Source organism: Polaribacter sejongensis (genome assembly GCF_038024065.1).
Classification (GTDB): domain Bacteria; phylum Bacteroidota; class Bacteroidia; order Flavobacteriales; family Flavobacteriaceae; genus Polaribacter; species Polaribacter sejongensis.
Window position 1 is genome coordinate 138,808 of record NZ_CP150667.1, and the last position, 24,577, is coordinate 163,384.

The window sequence follows — 24,577 nt, forward strand, 5'->3', positions numbered from 1 at the left end:
GCGTCAATTTAAATGCTATGTTTCCTATACAAATCGGTATTCTAAATAAATATATTCAAGGTTATAAATCTTGAAGTGTAAATAGCATTTAATTATCAAAAATATGAATTCAATTATTAAAATTTTCTTTGCAATTATTGTGTTGATTTTTGGTGTTGGTTGTAATTCTAAAGTGAAGTTAAAAGAAGAGCAAAAGGTAGCAATAACAGCAGAACATATTTTAGGAAATCCAGAGTATTTAGCCATTTCTTATGGAGGATATCGAGAGAATTCAAGAGAAAATCAGCCTACAATTAAAGAGTTGAAAGAAGATTTAAAAATTCTTTCGGCAATGGGTATTAAGGTTTTAAGAACTTACAATGTTCAACCAGAATTACCACATGCAGCGAATGTTTTAGAAGCCATTCATCAACTTAAAAAAGATGATGTAGATTTTGAAATGTATGTAATGTTGGGGGCTTGGATAGATTGTTTAAATGCTTGGACGGACAAAGAACCAAATCATGATATTGAAAGTGATCAAAATGAAGGGGAAATTGCAAGAGCAGTAGCGTTGGCAAACAAATATCCAGACATTGTAAAAGTAATTGCAGTAGGTAATGAAGCTATGGTAAAATGGGCTGCAAGTTATTTTGTGCAACCCAATGTAATTTTAAAATGGGTAAATCATTTACAAGATTTAAAGAAAAACGGCGCATTGTCTAAAGATGTTTGGATTACAAGTTCAGATGATTTTGCTTCTTGGGGAGGCGGAGATCCTGTTTATCATACCAAAGACTTAGAAGATTTAATTAAAGCGGTCGATTATGTTTCTATGCACACGTATGCATACCATAATACACATTACAATTCTGAATTTTGGAAAGTTCCTGAAATTGAAGAAAATTTATCAGACAAAGAAAAGGTCGACAGTGCCATGTTGCGTGCTTTTACGTTTGCTAAAAAACAATATAGTGATGTTGTAAATTATGTAAAAAGTATAGATACTACCAAAACGATTCATATTGGCGAAACTGGTTGGGCAACTATTTCTAGCGGACATTATGGCGTAAATGGTTCTAGAGCTACAGATGAATATAAGCAAGGTTTGTATTATCAACAATTAAGAGATTGGACGCATAAAGAAGGAATTTCTTGTTTCTATTTTGAGGCTTTTGATGAACAATGGAAAGATGCAAACAATGCTAATGGATCAGAAAATCACTTTGGATTGATCAACTTAAAAGGACAAGCTAAATATCCGCTTTGGAGTTTGGTAGATAAAGGTGTTTTTAAAGGTTTAACAAGAAACAGGAAAGAAATAACAAAAACATATAATGGAAATAAAGAGGCATTAATGAATGATGTTTTGGTTCCGAACACAGAATATAAAAGATAAAAATAACAACAATGAAAACGAACTATTTTTTTTACACACTATTTTTAGTCATAATGATTAGTTGCAACCAGAAGGAACATAAATTATCTGTAGATGTTTATGAAACTTCGGAAGCAGGAAATAAACTAACTAAAATCACTGATTTTATTCCAGCTGAAAATGCAGCTACAATTACATTAAATCCTGATAAAACCTTTCAAACCATTACTGGTTTTGGAGGTGCTTTTACAGAATCATCTGCTTATTTATTAAATAAATTAAGTCAGAAAAATAGAGATACTATTATTCAAGCGTATTTCTCAGAAGAAGGCGCAAATTATTCGTTAACAAGAACCCACATGAATTCTTGTGATTTTTCTTTAAGTCAGTATTCATATTCTCCGGTAGCAGAGGATGTGAATTTAGAACACTTTACAATAAAAGATGATATGGATGATTTAATTCCGATGATAAAAGATGCCATGAAAGCGTCTAAAGACGGATTTAAAATATTTGCATCACCTTGGACAGCAGCTCCGTGGATGAAAGATAATAACAAATGGGTTGGAGGGAAATTATTACCAAAATATTATGATACTTGGGCATTGTTCTTTTCTAAATATATAGATGCTTACCAAGCAGAAGGAATCGATATTTGGGGGTTTACAGTAGAAAATGAGCCACACGGAAATGGAGATAATTGGGAGAGTATGCACTTTACTCCAAAAGAAATGACCGATTTTGTTGAGTTCCATTTAGGTCCAAAATTAGAAAAAGAGGGTTATGGTGATAAAATTATTTTAGGCTACGATCAAAATAGAGAAGGCTTAAAAGAATGGGTAGATGAAATGTATAGAAGTGAAAGTGCCTCAAAATATTTTGATGGAACTGCAATTCATTGGTATGAAAGTACCTATGAAGTTTTCCCAGAAGCGTTACAATATGCACATAATAAAGCACCAGAAAAATACTTAATTGAAACAGAAGGATGTATCGATTCTGAAATACCTGTTTGGCAAGACGATGCTTGGTATTGGAAAAAAGAAGCAACAGATTGGGGATATGACTGGAGAGAACCAGAAAATAAATATTTACACCCTAAATATGCTCCTGTAAATAGATATGCAAGAGATATTATTGGTTGTCTTAATAACTGGGTAGACGGTTGGGTAGATTGGAACATGGTTTTAGATACCAAAGGAGGGCCAAATTGGTTTGAGAATTGGTGTGTTGCTCCGGTAATTGTAGATCCAGAAAAAGATGAAGTTTATTTTACACCATTGTATTACACCATGGCACATTTTAGTAAATACATAAGACCAGAAGCAAAAGTAATTGAGGTAAACAATTCTGATAAAGAATTACAAGTTACAGCAGCTCAAAATACAGACGGTTCTATTGCTGTAGTGGTTTTTAATGAAGGGAAAACGAAGAAAAGTTTTAAAATCTCTTTAGGAGGAAAAGAAACGCTTATAAATATAGATGCACAAGCATTGCAAACAGTAATGATAGCAACTAAATAAAATCTAAATTATGTCTTATACTAAAACGTCTTCTAAAGTTCCATTGAGTCAAAAAATTGCCTTTGGAGTAGGTATGCTTGCAAATCAAATGTTTCCAGCTGTAATAGGAATATTTATAGTCGTTTTGGTAAAAGATTTAGGTTTTCCAGGATGGATGTGGGGAGTTATCTCTTTAGTGCCAAGAATTTTTGATGCGATTACAGATCCTATTATGGGATATATTTCAGACAACACCAAATCTCGATGGGGTAGACGAAGACAGTATGTTTTTATTGGAGCCATTGTAATGGGGATTTCCTTTATAATTATGTGGCAATTGTTTAGAGAAAACTCGCTCGATTATAATTTTTGGTATTTCTTATTAACCTCTTTTGCATTTTATTTAGGTCTTACCATTTTTAGTGTTCCTTATGTAGCTATGGGCTATGAAATGAGCGACGATTTTCATGAGAGAACAAGTATCATGGCAGTAGCACAATGGATTGGTCAATGGGCTTGGGTAATTGCGCCTTGGTTTTGGGTTATTATGTACGATCCAGAATGGTATGTTACAGCAGATGTTGCGGTAAGAGAATTGGCTGTTTGGGTAGGCGTTGTTTTTGCAATTTGTGCAATGGTACCTGCTATTTTTATCAAAAGTAAGTCTACCATAAATGAAAATTATGCTTCTTTAACATTAAAAAATATTGGAGGAAGTTTAAAAGAAATAGGAAATAACTTTGTAGAAGCTTTTAAATCTAAACCTTTTAAGAAACTATGTTTTGCTACTTTCTTTGTTTTTAATGCATTTAATACCGTAGCAAGTTTTACTTTTTTTATTATTGTGTACTATCTTTTTAAAGGAGATGCTGCTGCCGCAGGAATTTGGCCAACGCTATTTGGAAGTGTTGGGGCTTTGGTAACTACTTTTTTAGTGATTCCTATTGTGGCTAAAATGTCTAAATTATTAGGTAAAAAACAAGCCTTTATGGTGTCTCAAGGGATTTCTGTAGTTGGTTATATTATGTTATGGTTTTTGTTTATTCCTGGTAAACCCTATATGTTTCTTTTTGCATTGCCTTTCTTTTCTTTTGGTATTGGAGGTTTATTTACTTTAATGATGTCTATGACAGCAGATGTAATTGATTTAGATGAATTAAATACAGGTAAACGTAGAGAAGGTGTTTTTGGAGCTATTTACTGGTGGATGGTGAAGTTTGGGTTCGGAATTGCAGGAGGTTTAAGTGGTGCAATTTTATCTGTTGTAGGGTTTGATTCTGCAGTTAATATTCAGACAGAAGAGGCACTTATTGGATTAAGGTTATTCTTTTCAGGGTTTCCTATAGCAGGAACTCTTATTGCAATGTACATCATGAGAAATTATGACCTTTCTGAGAAACGTGCTGGAGAAATTAGAATAGAATTAGACAAACGTAAGGTACACTAAAATAGAGAAATTGATGATGTTTAAGTTTCTATAGATAACAGGTAACAGGTTAAGAAAGGAAAATTAAAATATTAAGAAATAAGATAAGTTACTTTTTAAATTATTTTTTAAACGCTATGAATATTAATTATTTATAGCGTTTTTTTTGTAGGATCTGTATTGCATAAATAAAGGAGTTTAAGTTGAGGTTTTAATGGTTATTGATACCAAATTAGGGGTTGTAATAGTTATACTTTTTATGTAGGATGGTGTAACAGATTTTAATTCTTATTTTACTTTAAGAACATAAAGGGGATTCAAATTGCATAAAAGTAATTAAGATCTTGATAAATGAATTGTTTATTTTGTGTATAGTGGAAAGTTATTCGTTTTATTTTGGTTTAGAACAATCTCAAACAAAAATAGAACTCTACTTATGTTTTTTTAGCTATACATTACCAATACAAATAAATATATCTATTTAATAATTAGTAATTTAAAGGAAAAATAAAACGATGTTAAGTACTTATTTCATTGATAAATAAACTTAAAATTCAGAATATTTTTTGGTTGTATGTTTTTTGTTGTAGTGTTTTAAGTTAATATAGTGCATAATAAGGTTAATATTGTTTCATAAATTTAAAACACAAATAATTATGAAAAAAATTACTTTACTACTAGCCTTTTTAATTACTTCAATAGGCTTTTCACAACAACAAGAATATCATTTAGATTTTGAAGAAGGTACTCCGTCAGGATTAGCATCTAATTGGTATACCTTTGATAACGAACCAGCTCCAGCAGAAATAGTAGACAATCCAAATTTAAATGGTGTAAACGCTACGACTTCTAAAGTAATGAAAATTGTTATGGGACCTAGTAATGCTTTTTATGCAGGTGTTAATAATAAATGGGAAGACTCTAAATTTGGTACTTGGAAAATTGATATGAGTGTTGCAAGTAACTTAACCTTAACTATGGATGTACATAAAAATTACGTAGGTACTGTAGGTATTAAAATGGGAACAAATAGTGCAGGAACTTCATTTCAAATTACAGACCAAAATGTTGGTAATTTAGTTGTTAATGAATGGCAAACATTAACATTCGATCTTTCTGGTATAAATCCTAATGGAGATTTATCAAATATTAGTCAAATGGTTGTTTTTGTAGATTGGACGCAAGATATGGCGGATAGAGCAGAAGGTAACACCATTTATATTGATAATATAAAATTTAATGCAGAAAAATTAACAGATGCACCAGCAGCTCCTGTTGCAGGTACTGCTTCGTTACCATTAGATTTTGAAAGCGAAATAACTTGGTCAGATTTTGATGGAGGAGTTGTATCAACAGTAACAAACCCTTATAACAATGCAGATAATACTTCAGAAAAAGTTGGTAAGATGGTGAAATTTGAAGGTAAAACTTGGGGAGGAAGTGCGTTAACCTTAAGTTCTGCAATGGATTTTGCTAATAATGATACTTTTACAATGAAAGTATATTCACCAAGAGTAGGAGCAAAAGTATTATTAAAAGTAGAAAATTCTGGAGATGCAGGAATTAATTATAGTAAAGAAGTTCTAACAACAATTGCAAATGGATGGGAAACTTTAACTTTTGATTATGCAGCAATAAGTAAAACGGCATCTTATAAAAAATTAGTTATTATTTTTGACAATGACATAATGGGAGATGGAAGCGAAAATTATACTTTTTATATAGATGATATTTCGTTGTCTTCTTCAGGTGTTGTAATACCTAAAGTAGCTTTACCTCTAGATTTTGAGAGCGCAACGACATGGGGAGATTTTGATGGAGGAGCTGTAACAACAGAAACAAATCCTCATAGTAATGCAGACAATACTTCTGCAAATGTTGGTAAAATGGTTAAAAGTGCAGGTCAACCATGGGGAGGAAGTTCTCTTAATATGAGTGCTGCAATGGATTTTGCAAATAACGACATGTTTACAATGAAAGTTTTTTCTCCAAGAGTAGGAGCAAAAGTTTTATTAAAAGTAGAAGATTCAGGAAATGGGGCAATTTTTTTCGAAAAAGAAGTAGCAACAACGATGGCGAATACTTGGGAAACTTTAACTTTTGATTATACGTCAATTAATAAAGCGAATACCTATGATAAATTGGTTATAATTTTTGATAATGGAACAGAAGGTGATGGTTCTGCAAATTTTACTTTTTATATTGATGATGTTGTTTTATTTAATTCTGCAACAGCAGGTGTAAATGATAATGCTTTGTCAAACGTTTCTATGTTTCCTAACCCTACTTCAAATAGATTAAATATTACTGCTCAAAACATAATTAAAAGTGCAGCGATCTATAATTTATTAGGGAAGCAAGTAATGAGTTTGGAAATCAATAAAAATAACGAATCTATTGATGTTTCTAATTTATCCTCTGGAATTTACTTAATTAAGTGTTCTATAAATAGCGTATTTGCAACAGCAAAATTTATTAAAGAATAATTAATATTTTTATTTAACTTAAAAAGGATGCTATTTAGTATCCTTTTTTTTTGTCCATTATATAAAATAATTTATAAAAGTTTAACAAAACGTCTGAATGACTAACTTTTTTACATAAAAAAATCCTATATTTTTATATAATTTAGTTCTAATGAAGATTTGTATTTTTGCTTTTCAATATCATTATAAATAATTATAATTATTTATAATATATTGAGTAAGGTGCCCCCGGCTTTAAAAAAAATATAAATCAATTTAAAATGGATATTGTTATTATTGAAGATGAAGACTTAGCAGCAGCATCTTTAGAAAATTTACTATTAAAAAGTACGTATTCTATAAACATAAAAAAACGGTTAGAAAGTGTAGCGCAATCTATCGAATGGTTTAAGAACAATAGCTGCGATTTAATTTTAAGTGATATTCATTTAGGAGATGGAGAAAGTTTTGAGATTTTTGAAGCCTTAAAAATCAATGTTCCTATTATTTTTACCACAGCATTTGATCAATATGCCATTCAATCATTTCAGTTTTTTGCTATTGATTATTTATTAAAGCCATACGACAAACATAAATTAAATGCTGCGCTAGAAAAGTATAAAAATTACTCAGCAGCACCCGTAAATAATTCTAATGATTTAGAAAGTTTATTATCTCATTTTAAGAAATCTAAAGAAACCAAAGTAGTACAAGAGCGATTTTTAGTTTCTAGGGGAGAGAAATTAATATCTATAAGTGCAGATGAAATAGCCTATTTTATGGCAGAAAATAAGTCGCTTTTTTTATATACTATTAAAGGAGACAGTTTTTTGTATGATGATACCATTTTAAATTTAGATTTAAAACTATCGAAAAAAGATTTTTTTAAAATAAATAGAAAATTTATTGTTCGTCACACAGCTATAAAAACGATTGTAAAATACAGTCAGAATAGATTAAAAATAGAATTAGAACCGTCTTCTAAAGGCAACGATTTTATTTTAATTAGCTCAAAAAATGTGAGTCCTTTTAAAGAATGGTTAAATAATTAATATGCAAACCTCTATATTTTGGACTCGTTTAAAAAAGCATCAGCAATATTTATATATAAGTATGCTGTTGATTGCTGTTTTTTTTATTGGAAGTTCATTAATTACGCCTAAAATTACATCGGTTACAGAAGATTTAATTCAAGATATTATTCAAGGGAATTTAAAATCCAAAGAAAACATTGTTGCTTTTGAATTTAATCAACTGAATAACTCTTTCAAAAACTCCCAAAAAATTCTTCAAAATTCACAAAATAATTCTTTCGAATTTTTAAAAGAGAAATTACTATTCACTTCAGATTTGGCTATAGAGAATCATAGCATTTATAATAGTTTTGTGTCCATTGATATACCTAAAAGAATAAGGGAAACTCATTTCTCGAATAAGGAAGATTCTTTGTATCAAAAAGAAATAGATACATTTCTAAAAAATATTCATTTTGTAGAAGATGAGGTGGTTATAGATACCATTATAACGAAAGCAAATAATGTAATTAATAGGAAAATCTATATTAAAAAACTATCAAACAATAATGTTGTTTATACAGGTTATGATGTTGATTTAATTTCATTTTGGAGTTATTTTTCTGAAGCCTATAAAGGAGATGGAGGTTATACGGTAATTACCAATAAAGACGGTATTTGTATGTTGCATCCGGATACGGCATACATCGGGAAAAAAATAGACACTTATTTTAGTACCATTTCTATTGAACAAATTTTAAAAAGTTCTCTTAAAATTAATGGATACTATGTACCAAATAATATCAACTCTCTTAAAGATAAAGCCATATCAGAGTTTTTAGATTTAGAGGTTTTACGATATTTCGATACCATTAAAATAGGAAATACTCCTTTAATTGTTGTCGTTAGTTTTCCTGTTGATATTCATTTAAAAGAAACCACAAAAAATTTACAAGGATATTTTTCTTGGATTAGTTTTTTAGCATTTACTACATTTATGTTGCTTTTAATAGCTTCTAGATTGCAGTTAAAAAAAGAATATGTAGAAAATTTAAAGGTAGTAGAAGAGAAGGAGCAATTAATATATAGCAATGAAAAGTATCAGAAAGAAAATGCAATTCTTCAATTGAATCAACTTAAGAAAAAAATAAATCCACATTTTTTATTCAACAGTTTAAACTCTTTACATGTTTTAATCGATTTAAATCCCGATTTGTCACAACAGTTTGTATTAAAGTTAGCGGATGTTTATAGATACCTTTTAGATGAGAGAGAAGGGAATTTAATTTCAGTAAAAGAAGAAATGAGCTTTTTAGAACAATATATCTTTTTACAAGAAATTAGATTTAATAAGAGTTTACATGTAACAATTAAAAATAATTGTGATGATACAATTTTAGTTAAAAAAATACCATTTCTATCTTTAGAAACGTTGGTAGAAAATGCGATAAAACATAATGAAATAACTAAAATAAATCCGTTGATGATTAGTGTTGTTATTGATGAAGATTTTATTACCATTAAAAATAATTACACACCAAGAAAGTGTAAAGCTAAAGATAGTCATCATATTGGATTGACTTATTTAGAGAATACGTATCAATTTTATAATATATCAGCCTTTAAAACAGGGGTAATTGATGACGAATTTGTGTGCATATTGCCATTTATTACTTAAAAAAATTATTTCACTCCGTTTTTTAATGAGTTCACTCCATTTTGTTTTGTTAAGTTGTTGATATCATGCAAATTTGATGTTTTAACAATGTCATTTATGAAAATATCCTCTTTAAAAGGCGCTTTATTGGTTCAGTATTTAATTGTTTCTATTTTGATGATTACCAGCTTGTCTGGTTTTTCTCAGGATAAAAAGGATACCTCTGATAAAGAAAATCAAGAAAAAAAAGATTCTATAAAACCTACGGATGCTAAAAAATTGACGTATCAGAAATTTTTAAAAGAAGGGAATGTTAAAAAAGGATTGTTCAATGTATATGCTATAAAAGAAGATTACTATTTTGAAGTTCCAGATTCATTATTATCTAGAGATTTGTTAATTGTAAATAAAGTGTCTAGCGTTCCTTATGCTTTAAACGGACATGGTTTAAACAAAGGGATGACTTTTGAAACCAAACTTGTTCGTTTTTATAAAGACACTGATTTAAACAAAGTTTGGGTTAAAACCATAAATCCTAGGGTTCAATCTCCAGAAAATGATGCAATTACTTTATCAGTAAAAGATAATTTTGGGGAGTCTATTATAGAAGAATTTGAAATTGAAAGTAAAAATACAGACTCTACTTCTGTATTTATTAAAGTAAATAAAATTTTTAATGGTAAAAAACAAAGTTTTAGCGATGTACTTACAAATATAGGTTTAGGAGGAAGTATAAAAACAAACTTGTCTATTTTAGAAAGTATAAAATCCTTTCCTGAAAATATTGTTGTAAAATCGTTGTTAACCACTTCTGTTAAAGAAGGAGCAAGTGCAGCATTACCTTTAACAATTGGTATTACTACAAATATTGTTTTATTGCCAATAGATGTAATGAAACCTCGTTTTTCAGACAAACGTATTGGGTATTTTACAAAACCGATGGATTATTTTTCTGATGATCAACAAGAAGTTGAATCTAGAGGAATGATTACAAGATGGAGATTAGAACCTAGAGAAGAAGATATCGAAAAATATAAACGAGGAGAATTGGTGCAACCTAAAAAACAAATTATTTATTATTTAGATCCTGCTACCCCAAAACAATGGCGCCCTTTTATAGAACGGGGTGTGTATGATTGGAATGTAGCTTTTGAAGCAGCTGGATTTAAAAATGTATTAAAAGTGAAGTTTCCTTCTAAAGAGGATAAAGATTTTGATGCAGATGATGTTCGCTATTCTGTAATTACCTATGCAGCATCAGAAAAACAGAATGCTATGGGACCTTCTATTGTAGATCCTAGAAGTGGAGAAATATTAGAATCAGATATTATTTGGTGGCATAATTTAATGAAAGGTTTACATTCTTGGATTCGTGTGCAAACAGGTCCTATCGATCCAAAAGCAAGACCAAACAAGTTTTCTAACCAACATATGGGAGAAGCAATTCGTTTTGTTTCATCTCACGAAGTTGGTCATACCTTTGGATTAAAACATAATATGGGTGCATCATTTAGTTATCCTGTAGATTCTTTAAGATCTAAAACGTTTACCGCTAAAATGGGAGGGACAGCACCGTCTATTATGGATTATGCTCGTTTTAATTATGTAGCGCAACCAGAAGACAACGTTACAGATATTACCCCTAAAATTGGTGTGTATGATACCTATGCAATTGATTGGGGATATAGATGGATGGATGAGACATCTGCTCACCAAGAAATTCCAGTATTAAACCAATGGATTCGTAAGCATGAAAATGATCCTTTATATTTTTATGGACCACAACAAGGTGAAGTAATTGACCCTAGGTCTCAAAGTGAAGATTTAGGAGATAATGCTGTAAAAGCAAGTGAATATGGCTTAAAGAATTTAAAGAGAATATTGCCAAATATTTTAAGTTGGACAGCAGCAGAAGGGCAGGATTATTACAAAGCATCTAAACTATACAAGGCAGTTATAGACCAATGGTCTACCTATAATGGTCATGTAATGGCAAATATTGGAGGAGTGTATATAAACAATACCGTTTATGGTGATGGAAAAGACACTTTTGAACCAGTATCTACAAAAATGCAAAAAGAAGCATTGCATTATATTATACAAAATGCTGTTTTACCACAAAAATGGTTGTTTATGCCAAATATTATCAATAAAGTTTTTGCAGTAAGAGATGCTCCAGATGGAGAACGATATTATTCTCCTGTTTCTATGTTACGTATTTATCAAACAAACGTTATTTACGCTTTGATAAAAACAGATAGATTGATGAGAATTACAGAAAATGAAGTTTTAGTGAAAGATAATCAAGAGGTTTTTACAGAAGAATATGTATTCGATAGTTTATTTGAAGCCATTTTTAAGAAAACTGAAAAGGGAAAATCTTTAGATATGTTTGATCGTATTACACAGAAAAACTATGTAGATGTTTTAACTGTAGATAGAAATAAGTTGTTAGAAAAAACAAAGGAAAATACAATTTCTGAAGACGCTAATAATTTTAAAAATGTACACTTTTCATATTTACCTAGAGTTGCAGATATTGGAACTAGTAAAAGAGCTGCATTAGAGAAAATATTGGTGCTTTTAAAAAGAAAGAAAAATAGAGGAAATAGAGCTACTAAAGCACATTATAGTGATTTAATGGCAAGAATTGAATATAATTTGAAAAATTAAATCATGAAGAAATTAATATACCTGTTAGTTTTTATTCCTAGTTTACTTTTTGCACAGCAAGAAAAAGTAATCAACGGAAAAGTTATTGACGCTGGCTTTAAAATGCCAATTGTTGGTGCATCTGTGTACGCATCGTCTGCAATTATAGGAAATACAACCAATACAGACGGAGTTATACAAGGCACAATGTTGGGAACTACCACAGATTTTGATGGTAATTTTTCTCTAAAAATAGGAGCAGACATTAAGTTTCTTTTGGTTTCTTATATGGGATATGAAACTGAAAAAATTGATGTTTCTAAAATTACTTCAAACGTATCTATTACTTTAAAAGAGAGTTCAGAAAGTTTGGATGAAGTTGTTTTAACTGGATATCAAAAAATTGAAAAGCGCAAAATAACCTCTTCTTATGCAGAGGTAGAAATGACAGATATCAATCAAGCAGGTGTTGCTAGTGTAGATCAAATGTTGGTTGGGCAATTATCGGGTGTATCTATTCAGCCTATAAGTGGTGCTCCAGGTGCACCTTCAAAAATATCTATTAGAGGAGCTGCAACTTTAAATGGTTCTTCAGATCCTTTATGGGTGTTAGACGGAATTCCGTTAGAAGGAAATGATATTCCACAAGATTTTAGAGATAAAGATAATATCGATAATTTACAATCGTACCCAATTGCAGGTTTAAATCCAGAAGACATAGAAAGTATTACGGTTTTAAAAGATGCTTCTGCTACTTCTATTTATGGTGCAAGAGCAGCAAATGGAGTAATTGTGATCACTAGTAAAAATGGAAAAAAAGGAGCAATGCGCATAAATGTAAATGCGAATGTATTTGTAACTCAAAAACCAGATTTTAGTAAGTTGAATTTAATGAATTCTGCTCAAAAAGTAGATTTCGAATTACTTTTGGCAAGTAGATCCGATTTAAAATATCAGCAAGATAGAGGAGAGGTTGCTAGAATTTTAAATAATTACAGCGAGTATGACAATTTTAGAGATAATGGTTTTGGTAGTATTTCTAGTGATGCTCAAAATGATATCAATAACTTAAAAAACACCAATACTAATTGGGGAGATGAGTTGTATGAAATGGCTATAAACCAACAATATGGTGTTAGTCTTTCTGGAGGAACAGAAAATAATGATTACTATTTTTCTACAGGTATTTTCGATGAAAAAGGAACAACGAAAGGTACAGGTCAGAAACGATTTAATATTACGTTAAAAGATAATTTTAAGGTTAACGAAAAACTAAAAGTTGGTGTAGCGTTATTTGGTAGTCAAACCACAACATCTTCTTATATTACAGGAGCAGATGCATATACAAACCCTTCTAATTATTCAAGAAATGCCAATCCATATTTAAAAGTAAAGGATGCGGATGGTAATTATATGTATGATCCAGATTTGGTAGAAAGATCAGATTTAAATCTAGATTATAACATTTTAGAAGAAAGAGAAAATACGAATTACGAGTTAGTATCAAGCTCATTAAAAGCCATTTTTGATGTTGGTTATAAATTGAATAAAGATATTCACTTTAATACACAATTAGGTTTACAATTAGATTTTGATAAAACTGAAAAGTATAGTGCAGAAGACAGTTACTATACCCGTAAATATGAGCAAAGATCTGAATATGCATCATCTACAGGTACTTCTTATTATATGCCTAAAGGTGGAATTATTCAGAATTGGAATGCAGATGTTTTTCAATATAACTGGAAAACAACTGCTAATTACAACACTTCTTTTAATGATGTTCATGAACTAGATGTTATGTTAGGGACAGAATTTAGAAGAAACAAAAGAACACAAATTCATACCAAAGGTTTTGGTTACAATGCAAACACTTTAACTTCTGTTGCTATTACAGATGAGCGTTCATTAACCAATTCTTTATTTGATCCTTATCAAAAAACATTGAGCGAAAATGCATACGCTTCTTTCTTCGGAACAGCTTCTTATACATACGATAAAAAATATACAGCTTTTACAAGTTTAAGATATGATGGTTCTAACTTATTTGGGGTAAATCCTAAATATAGATACTTACCTATTTGGTCTTTTGCCGGTTCTTGGAATGTATATAAAGAAGACTTTATGTATAATGTTGATTTTGTAACCGATTTAAAACTAAGAGCATCTTACGGTGTGCAAGGAAATATTGATAAATCTACATCACCTTTTGTAGTTGGAGAATATTATACAGAATCGATTCTTCCGGGAGTTAGCGAAGAAACTATTAGAGCGTTAAACGCACCTAATGGAAATTTAAGATGGGAAAAAACAGTATCCTCAAACGTCGGTTTAGATTTAGGGTTATTAAATAATAAAATCTATATCTCAGGAGATTATTATGCAAGAAAAAGTACCGATTTAATAGGTTTAAGATCTGTACCATTAGAAAGTGGTTATAATTTTATCAATACCAATTGGGCTACTGTAAGCAATAAAGGATTTGAACTTGCTATAAATACCACCAATATTGATACACCTAATTTTAAATGGACAAGTGGTTTAAATATCTCTCACAATAAAAGTATTGTTGATAATATTGAAATTAGAGAAGAAGACTTTAAACCTTCTTTAAAAGGATATAGTGTAAATGCCATTTTTGCAATTAAAACTGCAGGATTAGATAGCAACGGATTACCATTATTTTGGAAAGATGGTAAAAAAGTTTCTGCAGTAGATTTTTATAATTTAGAAGCAGGAACCAACGGAAGTCAATTAACAAGAGAAGAACACAGAAATTTATATTCTTATGTGGGCGATGGAACACCGAAGTTTAGTGGTGGATTTAGAAATAGTTTTAAATACAAACAATTTGATTTACGTGTATTAACTAATTTTAATATAAAACAAACTGTAAAAGCTGCTCCAAGTTATAACCTTGCCTTAGCACAACCCGGAAATAATTATAGTACAGATATTTTAAAAGCAGGAACTGGTAATTATCCAGCATTAATTGGAGCAACCTCTCCTGGTTTCGATACCGATTTAGTGTACACTTGGTTCAATTCTTCAGATGACGGACAAACGTATAATGACTTAGATATTTGGGTAAAAGATATTTCTTATATCCGAGTGAGCAGTATTAAGTTGAGTTATGCAATACCTAGCAAAAAGTTAGAAAAGTTAAAAATATCAAGCTTAAACTTTAACCTTGAAGGACGTAATTTATTTGTGATCGGAACAGATTATGATGGCTTTTTTGATCCAGAAACGTATGGTAGTTTATATGCACAACCTATTCCTAGAATTATTTCAGCAGGATTTAATCTTTCTTTTTAAAAAATAATTTATGAAAAAATTAATATATAGCATTTTTGTCACTTTAAGTTTTATCTCTTGTGATAAATACTTAGATATTGAACCAGTAGGGCAAGTAATCCCTAAATCTGTAGAAGAGTATAGAAGTTTTCTAACTTCAGCATATTCAATAGCCAAAAATCATAAGGTTTTAACAACGTACAGAACCGATGAATTATCTTTAAGTGCAGACGCAGCTGGAATAGAGTTTTATCAAGATCTTTTTATTTGGAATGATCTAAACCCAAGTCCTTTAACAACTGTTTTTCCGTATGCTACTTTTTACAATACTATTTTTTACACCAATCATGTAATAAATAGTGAAGCCACTATAGAAGGAAATTTGTCAGAGAAAGAACAATTGGTGGGAGAAGCATGTGCTTTACGTGCAATGCAGTATTTCGAGTTGATCAATTTATACGCAAAACCTTACAATAAAGCAACAGCAAATACAGATCCTGGTGTGCCAATTACTACAGAATATGACGCAGAAAAGGAGTATGCTGTAGAATCTGTTGAAGAAGTTTATGCATTAATTTTAAGTGATCTTGCTAAAGCAGAAAGCTTATTAAACATTCAAAAACAAGATGTTGGATATAATTATAGATTTTCTGTAGTTGCTGTAAAAGCATTGAAGTCGCGTGTGTATTTATATCAACAAAAATGGCAAAAAGCAATAGACGCAGCAAATGAAGCACTTGCTATAAATGCTGAAATTCAAAATCTGAATGCTGATACTTCTATAATGCCATCAGAATACAACTCCGTAGAATCTATTTTGGCATTAGAAACCATTGCTTCTGTAGATTTGGTTAGTAATACAACCATTTCAGATGCTTTAATCAACGCTTATAATCAAACGACAGATTTACGTTTTCCACTTTATTTTAAGCAAAATACAGACGGAAGTTTTAGTTCTAAAAAAGGGGCAGAAACTAAATTTAAAGTTTCTTATAGAACAGCCGAATTACATTTAACCATTGCAGAATGTTTAGCTGCGTTAAATAAAGATGTTTTAGCAAAAGAAAAATTAATATCATTTGCAGAAAATAGATATACAACCGATGGTTTTAATACTTATAAAGCAAACGTAAATTCATTAAAAAGTAACGACCTAAAAATAGAAATTTTAGAAGAACGTAGAAGAGAGTTTGCTATTGAAGGTCAAAGATGGAATGATTTAAGAAGAACTACGCAACCTAAATTAACTAAGATTTTTGACGGAGTAACCTACATATTAGAGGAAAACGATGCTAGATATGTGATTCCTTTTCCTAATGATGCTACTATTAATAACCCTAATTTATAAATAAAAACAGTTGTAACCCTTTATTATCTTATAGGTTACAATTTTAATAATAAGATAAAAATAACCCAATTAAATATTTAAATTATGAAGAAAATTTTTTCGATTCTTACTGTTTTTTTAACCTTAGCTGTAACAACTGTTTCATGTTCAAGTGATGATGATGCTCCAATAGAATCATCTTTGGCAACTATTACCGATTTTTCAATTGCTATTGATGGTGTAAATGCAGCTGATATTGTTTACGACTTAGGAACCGATATTCTTGTTACTGTTCCTTTTGGAACAAACTTAACTGCCGTTGTTCCTACAATTATGGTTTCAGAAAATGCAACTGTTTCTCCAGTTTCTGGTGCAGCAATTTCTTTTGTAGATGGTGAAGCTAAAACTTTTACGGTAACTGCAGAAGATGAAGTTACTACTAAAAATTATACTGTAACTATAACTGTTCGTGGTGAAGTTGGTAGTGGTTCTCAATTAAAAACTTATGAGGTAGATGAACTTTGGTTTGGTTTATCAACAACTACATATTCTTATAACGATGCTAATTTTGCTAATTCAATAACTAAAGAAGCAGATGAATGGGGAACTATAATTACAACGGTAACTGATTTGGTTTATGACGATAAAAATCAAATAATAGAGAAAAAAGTAACAGCAACTAATCAAAGCACTATTTATACTTATGAATCTGGAAAAATTACAGAAGCAGATTATTCTGTAGATGATGTATTAACGTACGTTTATAATTATACATATAATGAATTTGGAGATTTAATCTCTGAGAAAAGAACAGATAAAACAGGAGATGAAGATGAAGTAACTGAAACTTTATTTACTGTTGTTGATGGAAACGTTACAAAAGAAGTTAGATACGGAACTGATTACATTGCTACTTACGATATTAATAATAACCCTTTTAAAGGAATGTATCCAACGGCATATGCTGCTATTAATGTCGGAATTGAATCAATAAATACAAATAACCCTATTTCTGGTTCTTTAGCGGATGATGTTGTTACTTATATATATAATACTGATAACTACCCTTTAAGTGCTTCTTATACTTCTTATGATGGAGGAAATACTGTAGAAAAAACATTTACATATTACGCTAATTAATAAATAGCATCAATAACAACCCCCTTTTTTTTATTTTTAAAACAAGCACCCTTAATTTTAAGGGTGTTTGTTTATATAACACTTATTTTAAATGAAGAAATTCCGTTTAATATTCTTAGTTTTTTTGATGTGCGCTTGCAATTCAAATTCCTCTAACGAAGTTATACTTCCTGAAAATGAAATTATTCCATTAACAAAAGAAGAAGAAATTATAAAAATATATAACGAGTCTGTTTTACCCTTATTTAAAGAATATTCTGATGTAGAAATACCTACAGAATTTAAAATTGATAAAAGTGATTTAAGCATAAATGCGGGTGCTAGTTTTGGCTATGTAGAAATAAGCCAAGGTTTGATAAACGTAACAAAAAAACATATTCAACTATTTGCTTTATCACATGAAGTGGCACATATAGTAACCATTCCGCAAGCAAGATTATTTGGTTTAGAAGGTAGCATACCAAAGGGTAGTATCACAAACGATTATAAAAAAGCAGAATATTTAGCAGATTTAATTGCAATTCATTTAATTAAATCAAAACTGAATAATGAGTTTTGTTTATTAAGTACAGACTTTCCTTTTTTACAAAACTTGTTAGGAGGTAGTTCTTTTACCCATCCTTCAGGAAGTCATAGAATGAATGAAATACAAACGTATTTAGAAAATAGTATATCAACGAATAATGATGAAGCTTTTAAAACCAGTTTCCTTAGAATATGGAAAATGGAGTAGGAGAAAAATCGAAATTGATTTGTATCGAGGAAATATGGATAGATTCAATTAAGTTTTTTAAATTCAAATAAATCCCTGAAGCAGCGCTTCAGGGATTTATTTTTTAGATGAATTTCTACACTATAAGAAATCGAAAAGCTAAATTTATATTGATAGTTTATAACTTATATTTTTTCTTTTAAGTTTTATTTAAACAAAGATGGCATTAGTTTCATTTTAACTAAATATATATACAAGTGTGTTTAATAATATCAATCTATAAAATAAACAAAAGTTTACTTGCTTTTTAAAAGTCTTACGTTTTATGAACTCTCAGAATAACATTAAAAGAAATCGTACAGTCTAAGGGCTTTAATCACAAAGTTATTTTAGGCGTTTTTACTTCAAAATGGGTAATAGGTTATAGAATTGGTTTATAAATTATATGTATAAACTGTTGTGGTTTTTAAATTTACAATTAATAAATTTTATACATAATGATTAATAGAAATACTGTTATTACTGCTTTTCTTTTTGTTTTTCTCTTGTCTTTATCTGGATGTAAAACTGAGAAAACAGTAAAAGTTTTAAAGTTAGCTCATGCTTTAGACACACAACATCCAGTTCACAAAGCAATGGTAATTTTAGGGGAGCGACTAAAAGAAAAATCAGACGGTAAACTAATTGTAAACATTTACCCAAGTAGCCAGTTAGGTGGGGAGCGAGAATGTTTAGAATTATTGCAAATTGGAAGTTTAGATATTACAAAAGTATCTGCTGCTGTTTTAGAGAATTTTATACCAGAATATAAAGTGTTTAGTGTGCCCTACATGTTTAGAGATAAAACACATATGTTTAGTGTTTTTGATAGTGAGATAGGGGACAATTTATTATTGAAAGGAGAAAAATTTAGACTACGAGGTTTAACTTTTTATGACGCGGGTAGTAGAAGTTTTTATATGAAAGAAAAACCAGTAAAATCACCTGCAGACTTAAAGGGTAAAAAAATAAGAGTTCAAAAAAGCAACATGGCAGTTGCTATGGTTAATGATTTGGGAGGGTCTCCAACACCAATTTCTTGGGGAGAATTATATACAGCACTTCAACAAGGAGTTGTAGACGGAGCAGAGAATAATCCTCCAAGTTTTTATACTTCAAAACATTATGAGGTTTGTAAGTTTTTTTCTTTGGATGAACACACGTCGGTACCCGATGTTTTATTAATTGGTACAGATACTTGGGGACGATTTAATGAACAAGAGAAAGGTTGGTTAAAAGAAGCGGTTGCAGAAAGTACAATTGTACAAAGAAAATTATGGGCAGCATCAGAAAAAGAATCTCTAGCAGCAGTTAAAAAAGCAGGTGTGGAGGTTTTTTATCCAGATAAAGTACCTTTTGAAGAACAGACGCAAGGTGTTTTAGATATGTTTGCTGATAATGAAGCAATGAAGTCCTTAATACTATCCATAAAAAACAAACAATAATGAGAGCGAAAATTGATAATATATTAGAAAAATTAGTGCTTTTAATCTTAACAATAATGTTGTTAAGTGTTGTGTGGCAGGTATTCTCAAGATTTATTTTAGGAGCACCAAGTACTATAACAGATGAAATTTCTAGTTTCTCTCTAATTTGGATAGGATTATTGGGGGCTGCGTATGCAACTGGTAAACATTTACATTTAGCGATTGATTTAATACCGGAACATGTAGTTGCAAAAAAACAAAGTTTCTTTGATGGAATTGTCTACTTATCTACTTTCTTTTTTGCCTTTATAGTAATGGTTATTGGAGGAATTAGATTGTGTCAGTTAAGCTTCCAGTTCGGTCAAACATCTGCAACTTTAGAGATTCCTTTGGGAATTGTTTATTTAGTGGTTCCTATTTCTGGAATTCTAATTTGCTATTACACCATAGATACATTAATTAATAAAAGAAAATTAAATAAAGCCTAAAAAGATATGAATTTAGTTGAAGTCCTAATTTTAGTAACCAGCTTTTTAATTTTCTTATCATTAAGAGTCCCAATAGCCTATGCTGTTGGTTTAGCAGCCCTATTAACCTTGTTAAGTTCAATGCCTTTTCTGCCAACTGTAGCTACAATGGCGCAAAGAATGGCAACATCTTTAGATAGTTTTACATTGTCTGCAATTCCGTTTTTTATCCTAGCAGGGCAAATTATGAATCGGGGAGGTATTGCCGTCAGGTTGATCAATTTTGCTAAAGCTATTGTGGGACCACTTCCTGGAGGCTTGGCTTTTGTAAACATTATTTCGTGTATGTTGTTCGGAGCAATCTCTGGTTCTGCAGTTGCGGCTGCTTCTGCCATTGGTGGTTTTATGAACCCAATGATGGAGAAGGAAGGTTATGATAAGTCTTTTAGTGCTGCTGTAAATATTACAAGTGCTACAACAGGATTAATTATTCCGCCGAGTAACGTATTAATTGTTTATTCTTTAGCGAGTGGAGGGGTTTCTATTGCGGCATTATTTATAGCAGGTTATGTGCCTGGTTTGTTAATTGGTTTTGCTTTGATGGTTGTTGCTTTAGTTTATTCAATCATAAAAAAATACCCAACGGATAAATTGGTTTCTTTTAGAGAGTTTTTTAAACGTTTTATTGCGGCTTTTCCAAGTTTAATGTTGTTGGTGTTGGTTATTGGAGGAATTGTAGCAGGTATTTTTACGGCTACAGAAGCTTCTGCTATTGCGGTTATTTATACGTTAGTTTTAGGTTTTGTCTATAAAGAAATTACAATAAAAGATCTCTCTCCAATTTTTTTAGAAACAATAAGAACATCTGCAATTGTACTATTTTTAATAGCAACGTCTATTGCAATGTCTTGGGTAATGAGTTATGAAAACATTCCGCAAGAAATTAGTAATACGTTATTGGCTATTAGTGATAACCCAATTGTAATCTTAATTATCATTAACTTAATATTATTGTTTGTAGGTGTTTTTATGGATATAACTCCGGCAGTTTTAATTTTTACACCTATCTTTTTACCAATTGTAACTGAATTAGGAATGAATCCAATTCATTTTGGAATCATCATGATAATGAACCTATGTATTGGGCTTTGTACCCCGCCAGTTGGCTCTGTTCTCTTTGTGGGATGTAGTGTTGCAGATTTAAAAATACAACAAGTAATAAAGCCTTTATTGCCCTTGTTTTTGGTAATGATAGGTGTGTTGTTACTAATTACTTATTTCCCGGAATTAACACTTTGGTTACCTAGACAGTTTGATTTGTTGTAGCATCAATATCAATTATTTATCCATATAAATAATTTAAAACCCAATATGTTTTACTAAAACGTATTGGGTTTTTCTTTGTAGAAATTATATATATCAATTACCTTTTTAGCCAATCAATTTTCATTGTTTGATAATTCAATACTACAATATTTCATTTAAATGATTGATTAAGGCTTTCCCTAATATAGTCCTACTTTATATATTCAGGGAAGTGCTTTATGTTTTTCCCTATTATATATTAGGGATTGTGGTTGGAACCGCCTTATTATCTTTTAAAATTAAGTTTTAAGCAATTGTTTTTATAATTGATTGGGACAGTAAAATATAATTAAAAACAAGGCTTGTAAGAAAAGATAAATATTATTGAAACTCAATACATATCTAATTATTAGTATTGTATTATTCAATCTCATAATAGACTCTTTATAATCTTTTCAAACTACTAATGAGTTTATAATTGTAAAAGAAAGAACTTCGTCTAATTTTAAACGTTCATTTTAACGAACCTTAGGTAAGGTAACTTTAAATTGAATATGTCTTTTGCAATTTGTTAAGAAGACAAAAAATTATGATAAAACATTATTGTTATATCGATAGCAAAGTTATGTTTAGTTTAAAAAAAAATATAAACGATTCATTTTTATACACTAATTTAGTGTGTATAAGAAGGTGTTTTTTAGTTGTGTAGGTGTTGTTCAGCTTTAAATTGGTAAAATATGGTAAACTTATAGCTATAGAAATAGCGTTTCCAAATGCAACTTTTAGTATAAATGTAAAGTTCTTATATAAAAAAACAGCTGTAGATATAAAATATCTACAGCTGAAATTAATTGTAAAATAATTCAAATAATAAAACAATTATTTACCAACCAGGGTTTTGTAATAATTCTGGGTTTTGATCTATCTGAACAGAAGGAATAGGATCTATATAATTACTTATAGAGAAGTTTCTGTTTCCTGAAATATCTAAAATTAATGCTCCTGGTTTAGTGGTTGCTATACCTGCGTAACTTGATACTGATTGTTCAGTAGTTGTTGTACCATATGAGAATGCAGAAGGATTATAAATTGTAGAACTAGGGTTCTTTGGGTCTACAGCTGTTTCAAATTCTGTACCTATTACGTATGTTGTTGATACAGCATGACTAAGCTCTTCTTCTGCAATACCCCAACGTTTTAAATCATTGAAACGTTGGTTTTCACCAAATAGCTCAATAGCACGCTCTCTACGTATTTCTCCTAACATATTTAAATCTGCATATGGAGTAATTAATGCATTTGTTAAAGGTGCTACATTAGAACGTTCTCTAATTTTATTAATAGAAATATCTAAATCACTATCAGAAATTGCACCTCCTCCTAACTCTACACTTGCCTCAGCATATGTTAATAATACTTCTGCATAACGTAAATGTGGGTAATTAAAAGACTCATCTTTAGTTTCACTTCCTTTATCTTCAGTTGTTAATTTAACACCTTGGTATCCAATATTACGTCCTGCTGCAGGACTTGTTAATTGAGGAACATATCTATAATCGAAATTTGTACCAGCATCTGCAAAATCTACACCATATTGTGCACCTCCACCATTTGTACTATTTCCCCAACCCCAATATTCTTTAAGAGGTTCGCTAACAAAACTTGTTAGACGATAATCTCTGTTCTGAAATTCTGAAATCATTTCATCATAGCCTTCAAAAACTGATGAGTGTTGTACAGGTAAACCATCTGAACACAAATACATATCCATTAATTTACGTGAAGGTGTATGTTTTTTAGAATGTGTTAAGTTTTGATTTATTCTTCTTAATGGGTTGTCATAAACCGTTTGAATAATAAACTCTCTATTATTTGCTTTAGATAATCCAGCAGGGTTAGAGCCATCATCTTCTAAACTAAATAGATAAAATAAATTTCTATCTCCAAATTCTGCACGATGATCCCATAATTGGTAAGCTGCACTATTAATAACTGCTAAAGATTGTTGTTTTGCTTCTGTTAACATTTCTTCTACACTAGGATATCCTGCAGGTTTATTAGATCCTGCTCCTACGTTAAGTCCATCACCGTCTGTTGCTGTTCCTACGTATTTTTCCCAAGTAGCTTCATATAATAAAATACGAGCTTTAAAAGATTTAGCAGCTTCTGTAGAAAGTTTCCCTTTTTCAGAATCTGGAATTGTGTTTTCTGAAGGTAAACCTGCAATGGCTACATCTAAATCAATAAATATTTGATTAACTACTTCGTAGCGACTATTTCTTGGAGCGAGTAATTCTTCTGAATCTACGTCTAAAGAACGAGTAACTATTGGTACACCACCAAAACGTAATAATAATTTATAATGATTCCAAGCTCTAAAGAAATGAGCTGTTGCTACATAGCTTGTTATTTCAGATTGATTTCCGTCATATTCTGCAGCTTTTTCTATCAGTTGATTGGCTTCTCTCATTTGATCATAATTATTATTCCAAATTCCGTCAGAAGTAGGAATAGAAGTTTGACCTTGACCGTAAGAAGGCGAAATTTCTAGATTTCCAGATAAATCTGAAGATTGGTCTCCATCATCATAACCGAATGATTGACGATAAAAATAATTGGCAGCTAATTCAAACTGTTCCGGAGTTGTAAAATAAACAGCTTCTGTAACAGAATCTAGTGGCTCTTGGTCTAGATATTCTGAGCATCCTGCAAACATGAATGCCGTTACAATGGCTGTTAGACCTATTTTTTTTATTTTATATTGTATGTTTTTCATATTCTTTAAATTAAA

Annotated in this window: 15 protein-coding genes; 14 read left to right on the forward strand and 1 reads right to left on the reverse strand. The window is 30.5% G+C overall.

Annotation, left to right across the window (positions count from 1 at the left end; translation table 11 throughout):
- The first annotated feature begins 103 nt into the window (after positions 1-103).
- The 14 genes from WHD08_RS00535 to WHD08_RS00600 all read left to right on the forward strand — a co-directional run bounded on the left by WHD08_RS00535 (position 104) and on the right by WHD08_RS00600 (position 21,807).
- The gene (locus tag WHD08_RS00535; protein ID WP_208889659.1) at positions 104-1,378 is read left to right on the forward strand and encodes a glycosyl hydrolase family 17 protein; all 1,275 of its coding nucleotides are present in this window, start codon (positions 104-106) and stop codon (positions 1,376-1,378) included.
- A gap of 53 nt (positions 1,379-1,431) precedes the next feature.
- Positions 1,432-2,880, forward strand: coding sequence for a glycoside hydrolase family 30 protein (locus tag WHD08_RS00540; RefSeq protein WP_422894397.1), 1,449 nt, complete (start codon positions 1,432-1,434; stop codon positions 2,878-2,880).
- Positions 2,881-2,890: 10 nt separating this feature from the next.
- Positions 2,891-4,306, forward strand: a complete 1,416-nt coding sequence (locus WHD08_RS00545) for an MFS transporter (protein WP_208889657.1) — start codon at positions 2,891-2,893, stop codon at positions 4,304-4,306.
- Between the two features lie 635 nt (positions 4,307-4,941).
- Positions 4,942-6,771 (forward strand): T9SS type A sorting domain-containing protein, encoded by a 1,830-nt coding sequence (locus WHD08_RS00550; RefSeq protein ID WP_208889656.1) that lies wholly within the window; start codon positions 4,942-4,944, stop codon positions 6,769-6,771.
- A gap of 260 nt (positions 6,772-7,031) precedes the next feature.
- Positions 7,032-7,802: a LytR/AlgR family response regulator transcription factor gene (locus tag WHD08_RS00555; RefSeq protein WP_166382299.1), complete on the forward strand. Its 771-nt coding sequence runs from the start codon at positions 7,032-7,034 to the stop codon at positions 7,800-7,802.
- Position 7,803: 1 nt separating this feature from the next.
- Positions 7,804-9,441, forward strand: a complete 1,638-nt coding sequence (locus WHD08_RS00560) for a sensor histidine kinase (protein ID WP_208889655.1) — start codon at positions 7,804-7,806, stop codon at positions 9,439-9,441.
- A 96-nt stretch (positions 9,442-9,537) separates the two neighbouring features.
- The gene (locus WHD08_RS00565) at positions 9,538-12,093 is read left to right on the forward strand and encodes a zinc-dependent metalloprotease (protein WP_208889654.1); all 2,556 of its coding nucleotides are present in this window, start codon (positions 9,538-9,540) and stop codon (positions 12,091-12,093) included.
- 3 nt (positions 12,094-12,096) lie between these two features.
- Positions 12,097-15,390: a SusC/RagA family TonB-linked outer membrane protein gene (locus WHD08_RS00570; protein WP_208889653.1), complete on the forward strand. Its 3,294-nt coding sequence runs from the start codon at positions 12,097-12,099 to the stop codon at positions 15,388-15,390.
- A 10-nt stretch (positions 15,391-15,400) separates the two neighbouring features.
- Entirely contained in the window at positions 15,401-16,717 is a 1,317-nt protein-coding gene (locus tag WHD08_RS00575) for a RagB/SusD family nutrient uptake outer membrane protein (protein ID WP_208889652.1), read from the forward strand.
- Positions 16,718-16,801: 84 nt separating this feature from the next.
- Entirely contained in the window at positions 16,802-17,836 is a 1,035-nt protein-coding gene (locus tag WHD08_RS00580; RefSeq protein ID WP_208889651.1) for a hypothetical protein, read from the forward strand.
- A 91-nt stretch (positions 17,837-17,927) separates the two neighbouring features.
- On the forward strand, positions 17,928-18,569 hold the full coding sequence (locus tag WHD08_RS00585; protein ID WP_208889650.1) for a hypothetical protein: 642 nt from the start codon (positions 17,928-17,930) through the stop codon (positions 18,567-18,569).
- Positions 18,570-19,045: 476 nt separating this feature from the next.
- Positions 19,046-20,032: a TRAP transporter substrate-binding protein gene (locus WHD08_RS00590; protein ID WP_165730726.1), complete on the forward strand. Its 987-nt coding sequence runs from the start codon at positions 19,046-19,048 to the stop codon at positions 20,030-20,032.
- Positions 20,032-20,502 (forward strand): TRAP transporter small permease, encoded by a 471-nt coding sequence (locus WHD08_RS00595; protein ID WP_165730728.1) that lies wholly within the window; start codon positions 20,032-20,034, stop codon positions 20,500-20,502. The genes WHD08_RS00590 and WHD08_RS00595 overlap by 1 nt, the downstream gene beginning before the upstream one ends.
- 6 nt (positions 20,503-20,508) lie before the next feature.
- Complete coding sequence (locus WHD08_RS00600) at positions 20,509-21,807, forward strand: TRAP transporter large permease (RefSeq protein WP_208889649.1); 1,299 nt, start codon at positions 20,509-20,511, stop codon at positions 21,805-21,807.
- A gap of 862 nt (positions 21,808-22,669) precedes the next feature.
- Here WHD08_RS00600 and WHD08_RS00605 read toward each other — a convergent pair.
- A complete protein-coding gene (locus WHD08_RS00605) occupies positions 22,670-24,562 on the reverse strand; it encodes a RagB/SusD family nutrient uptake outer membrane protein (RefSeq protein ID WP_208889648.1) in 1,893 nt (630 codons plus the stop codon).
- Positions 24,563-24,577: the final 15 nt, after the last annotated feature.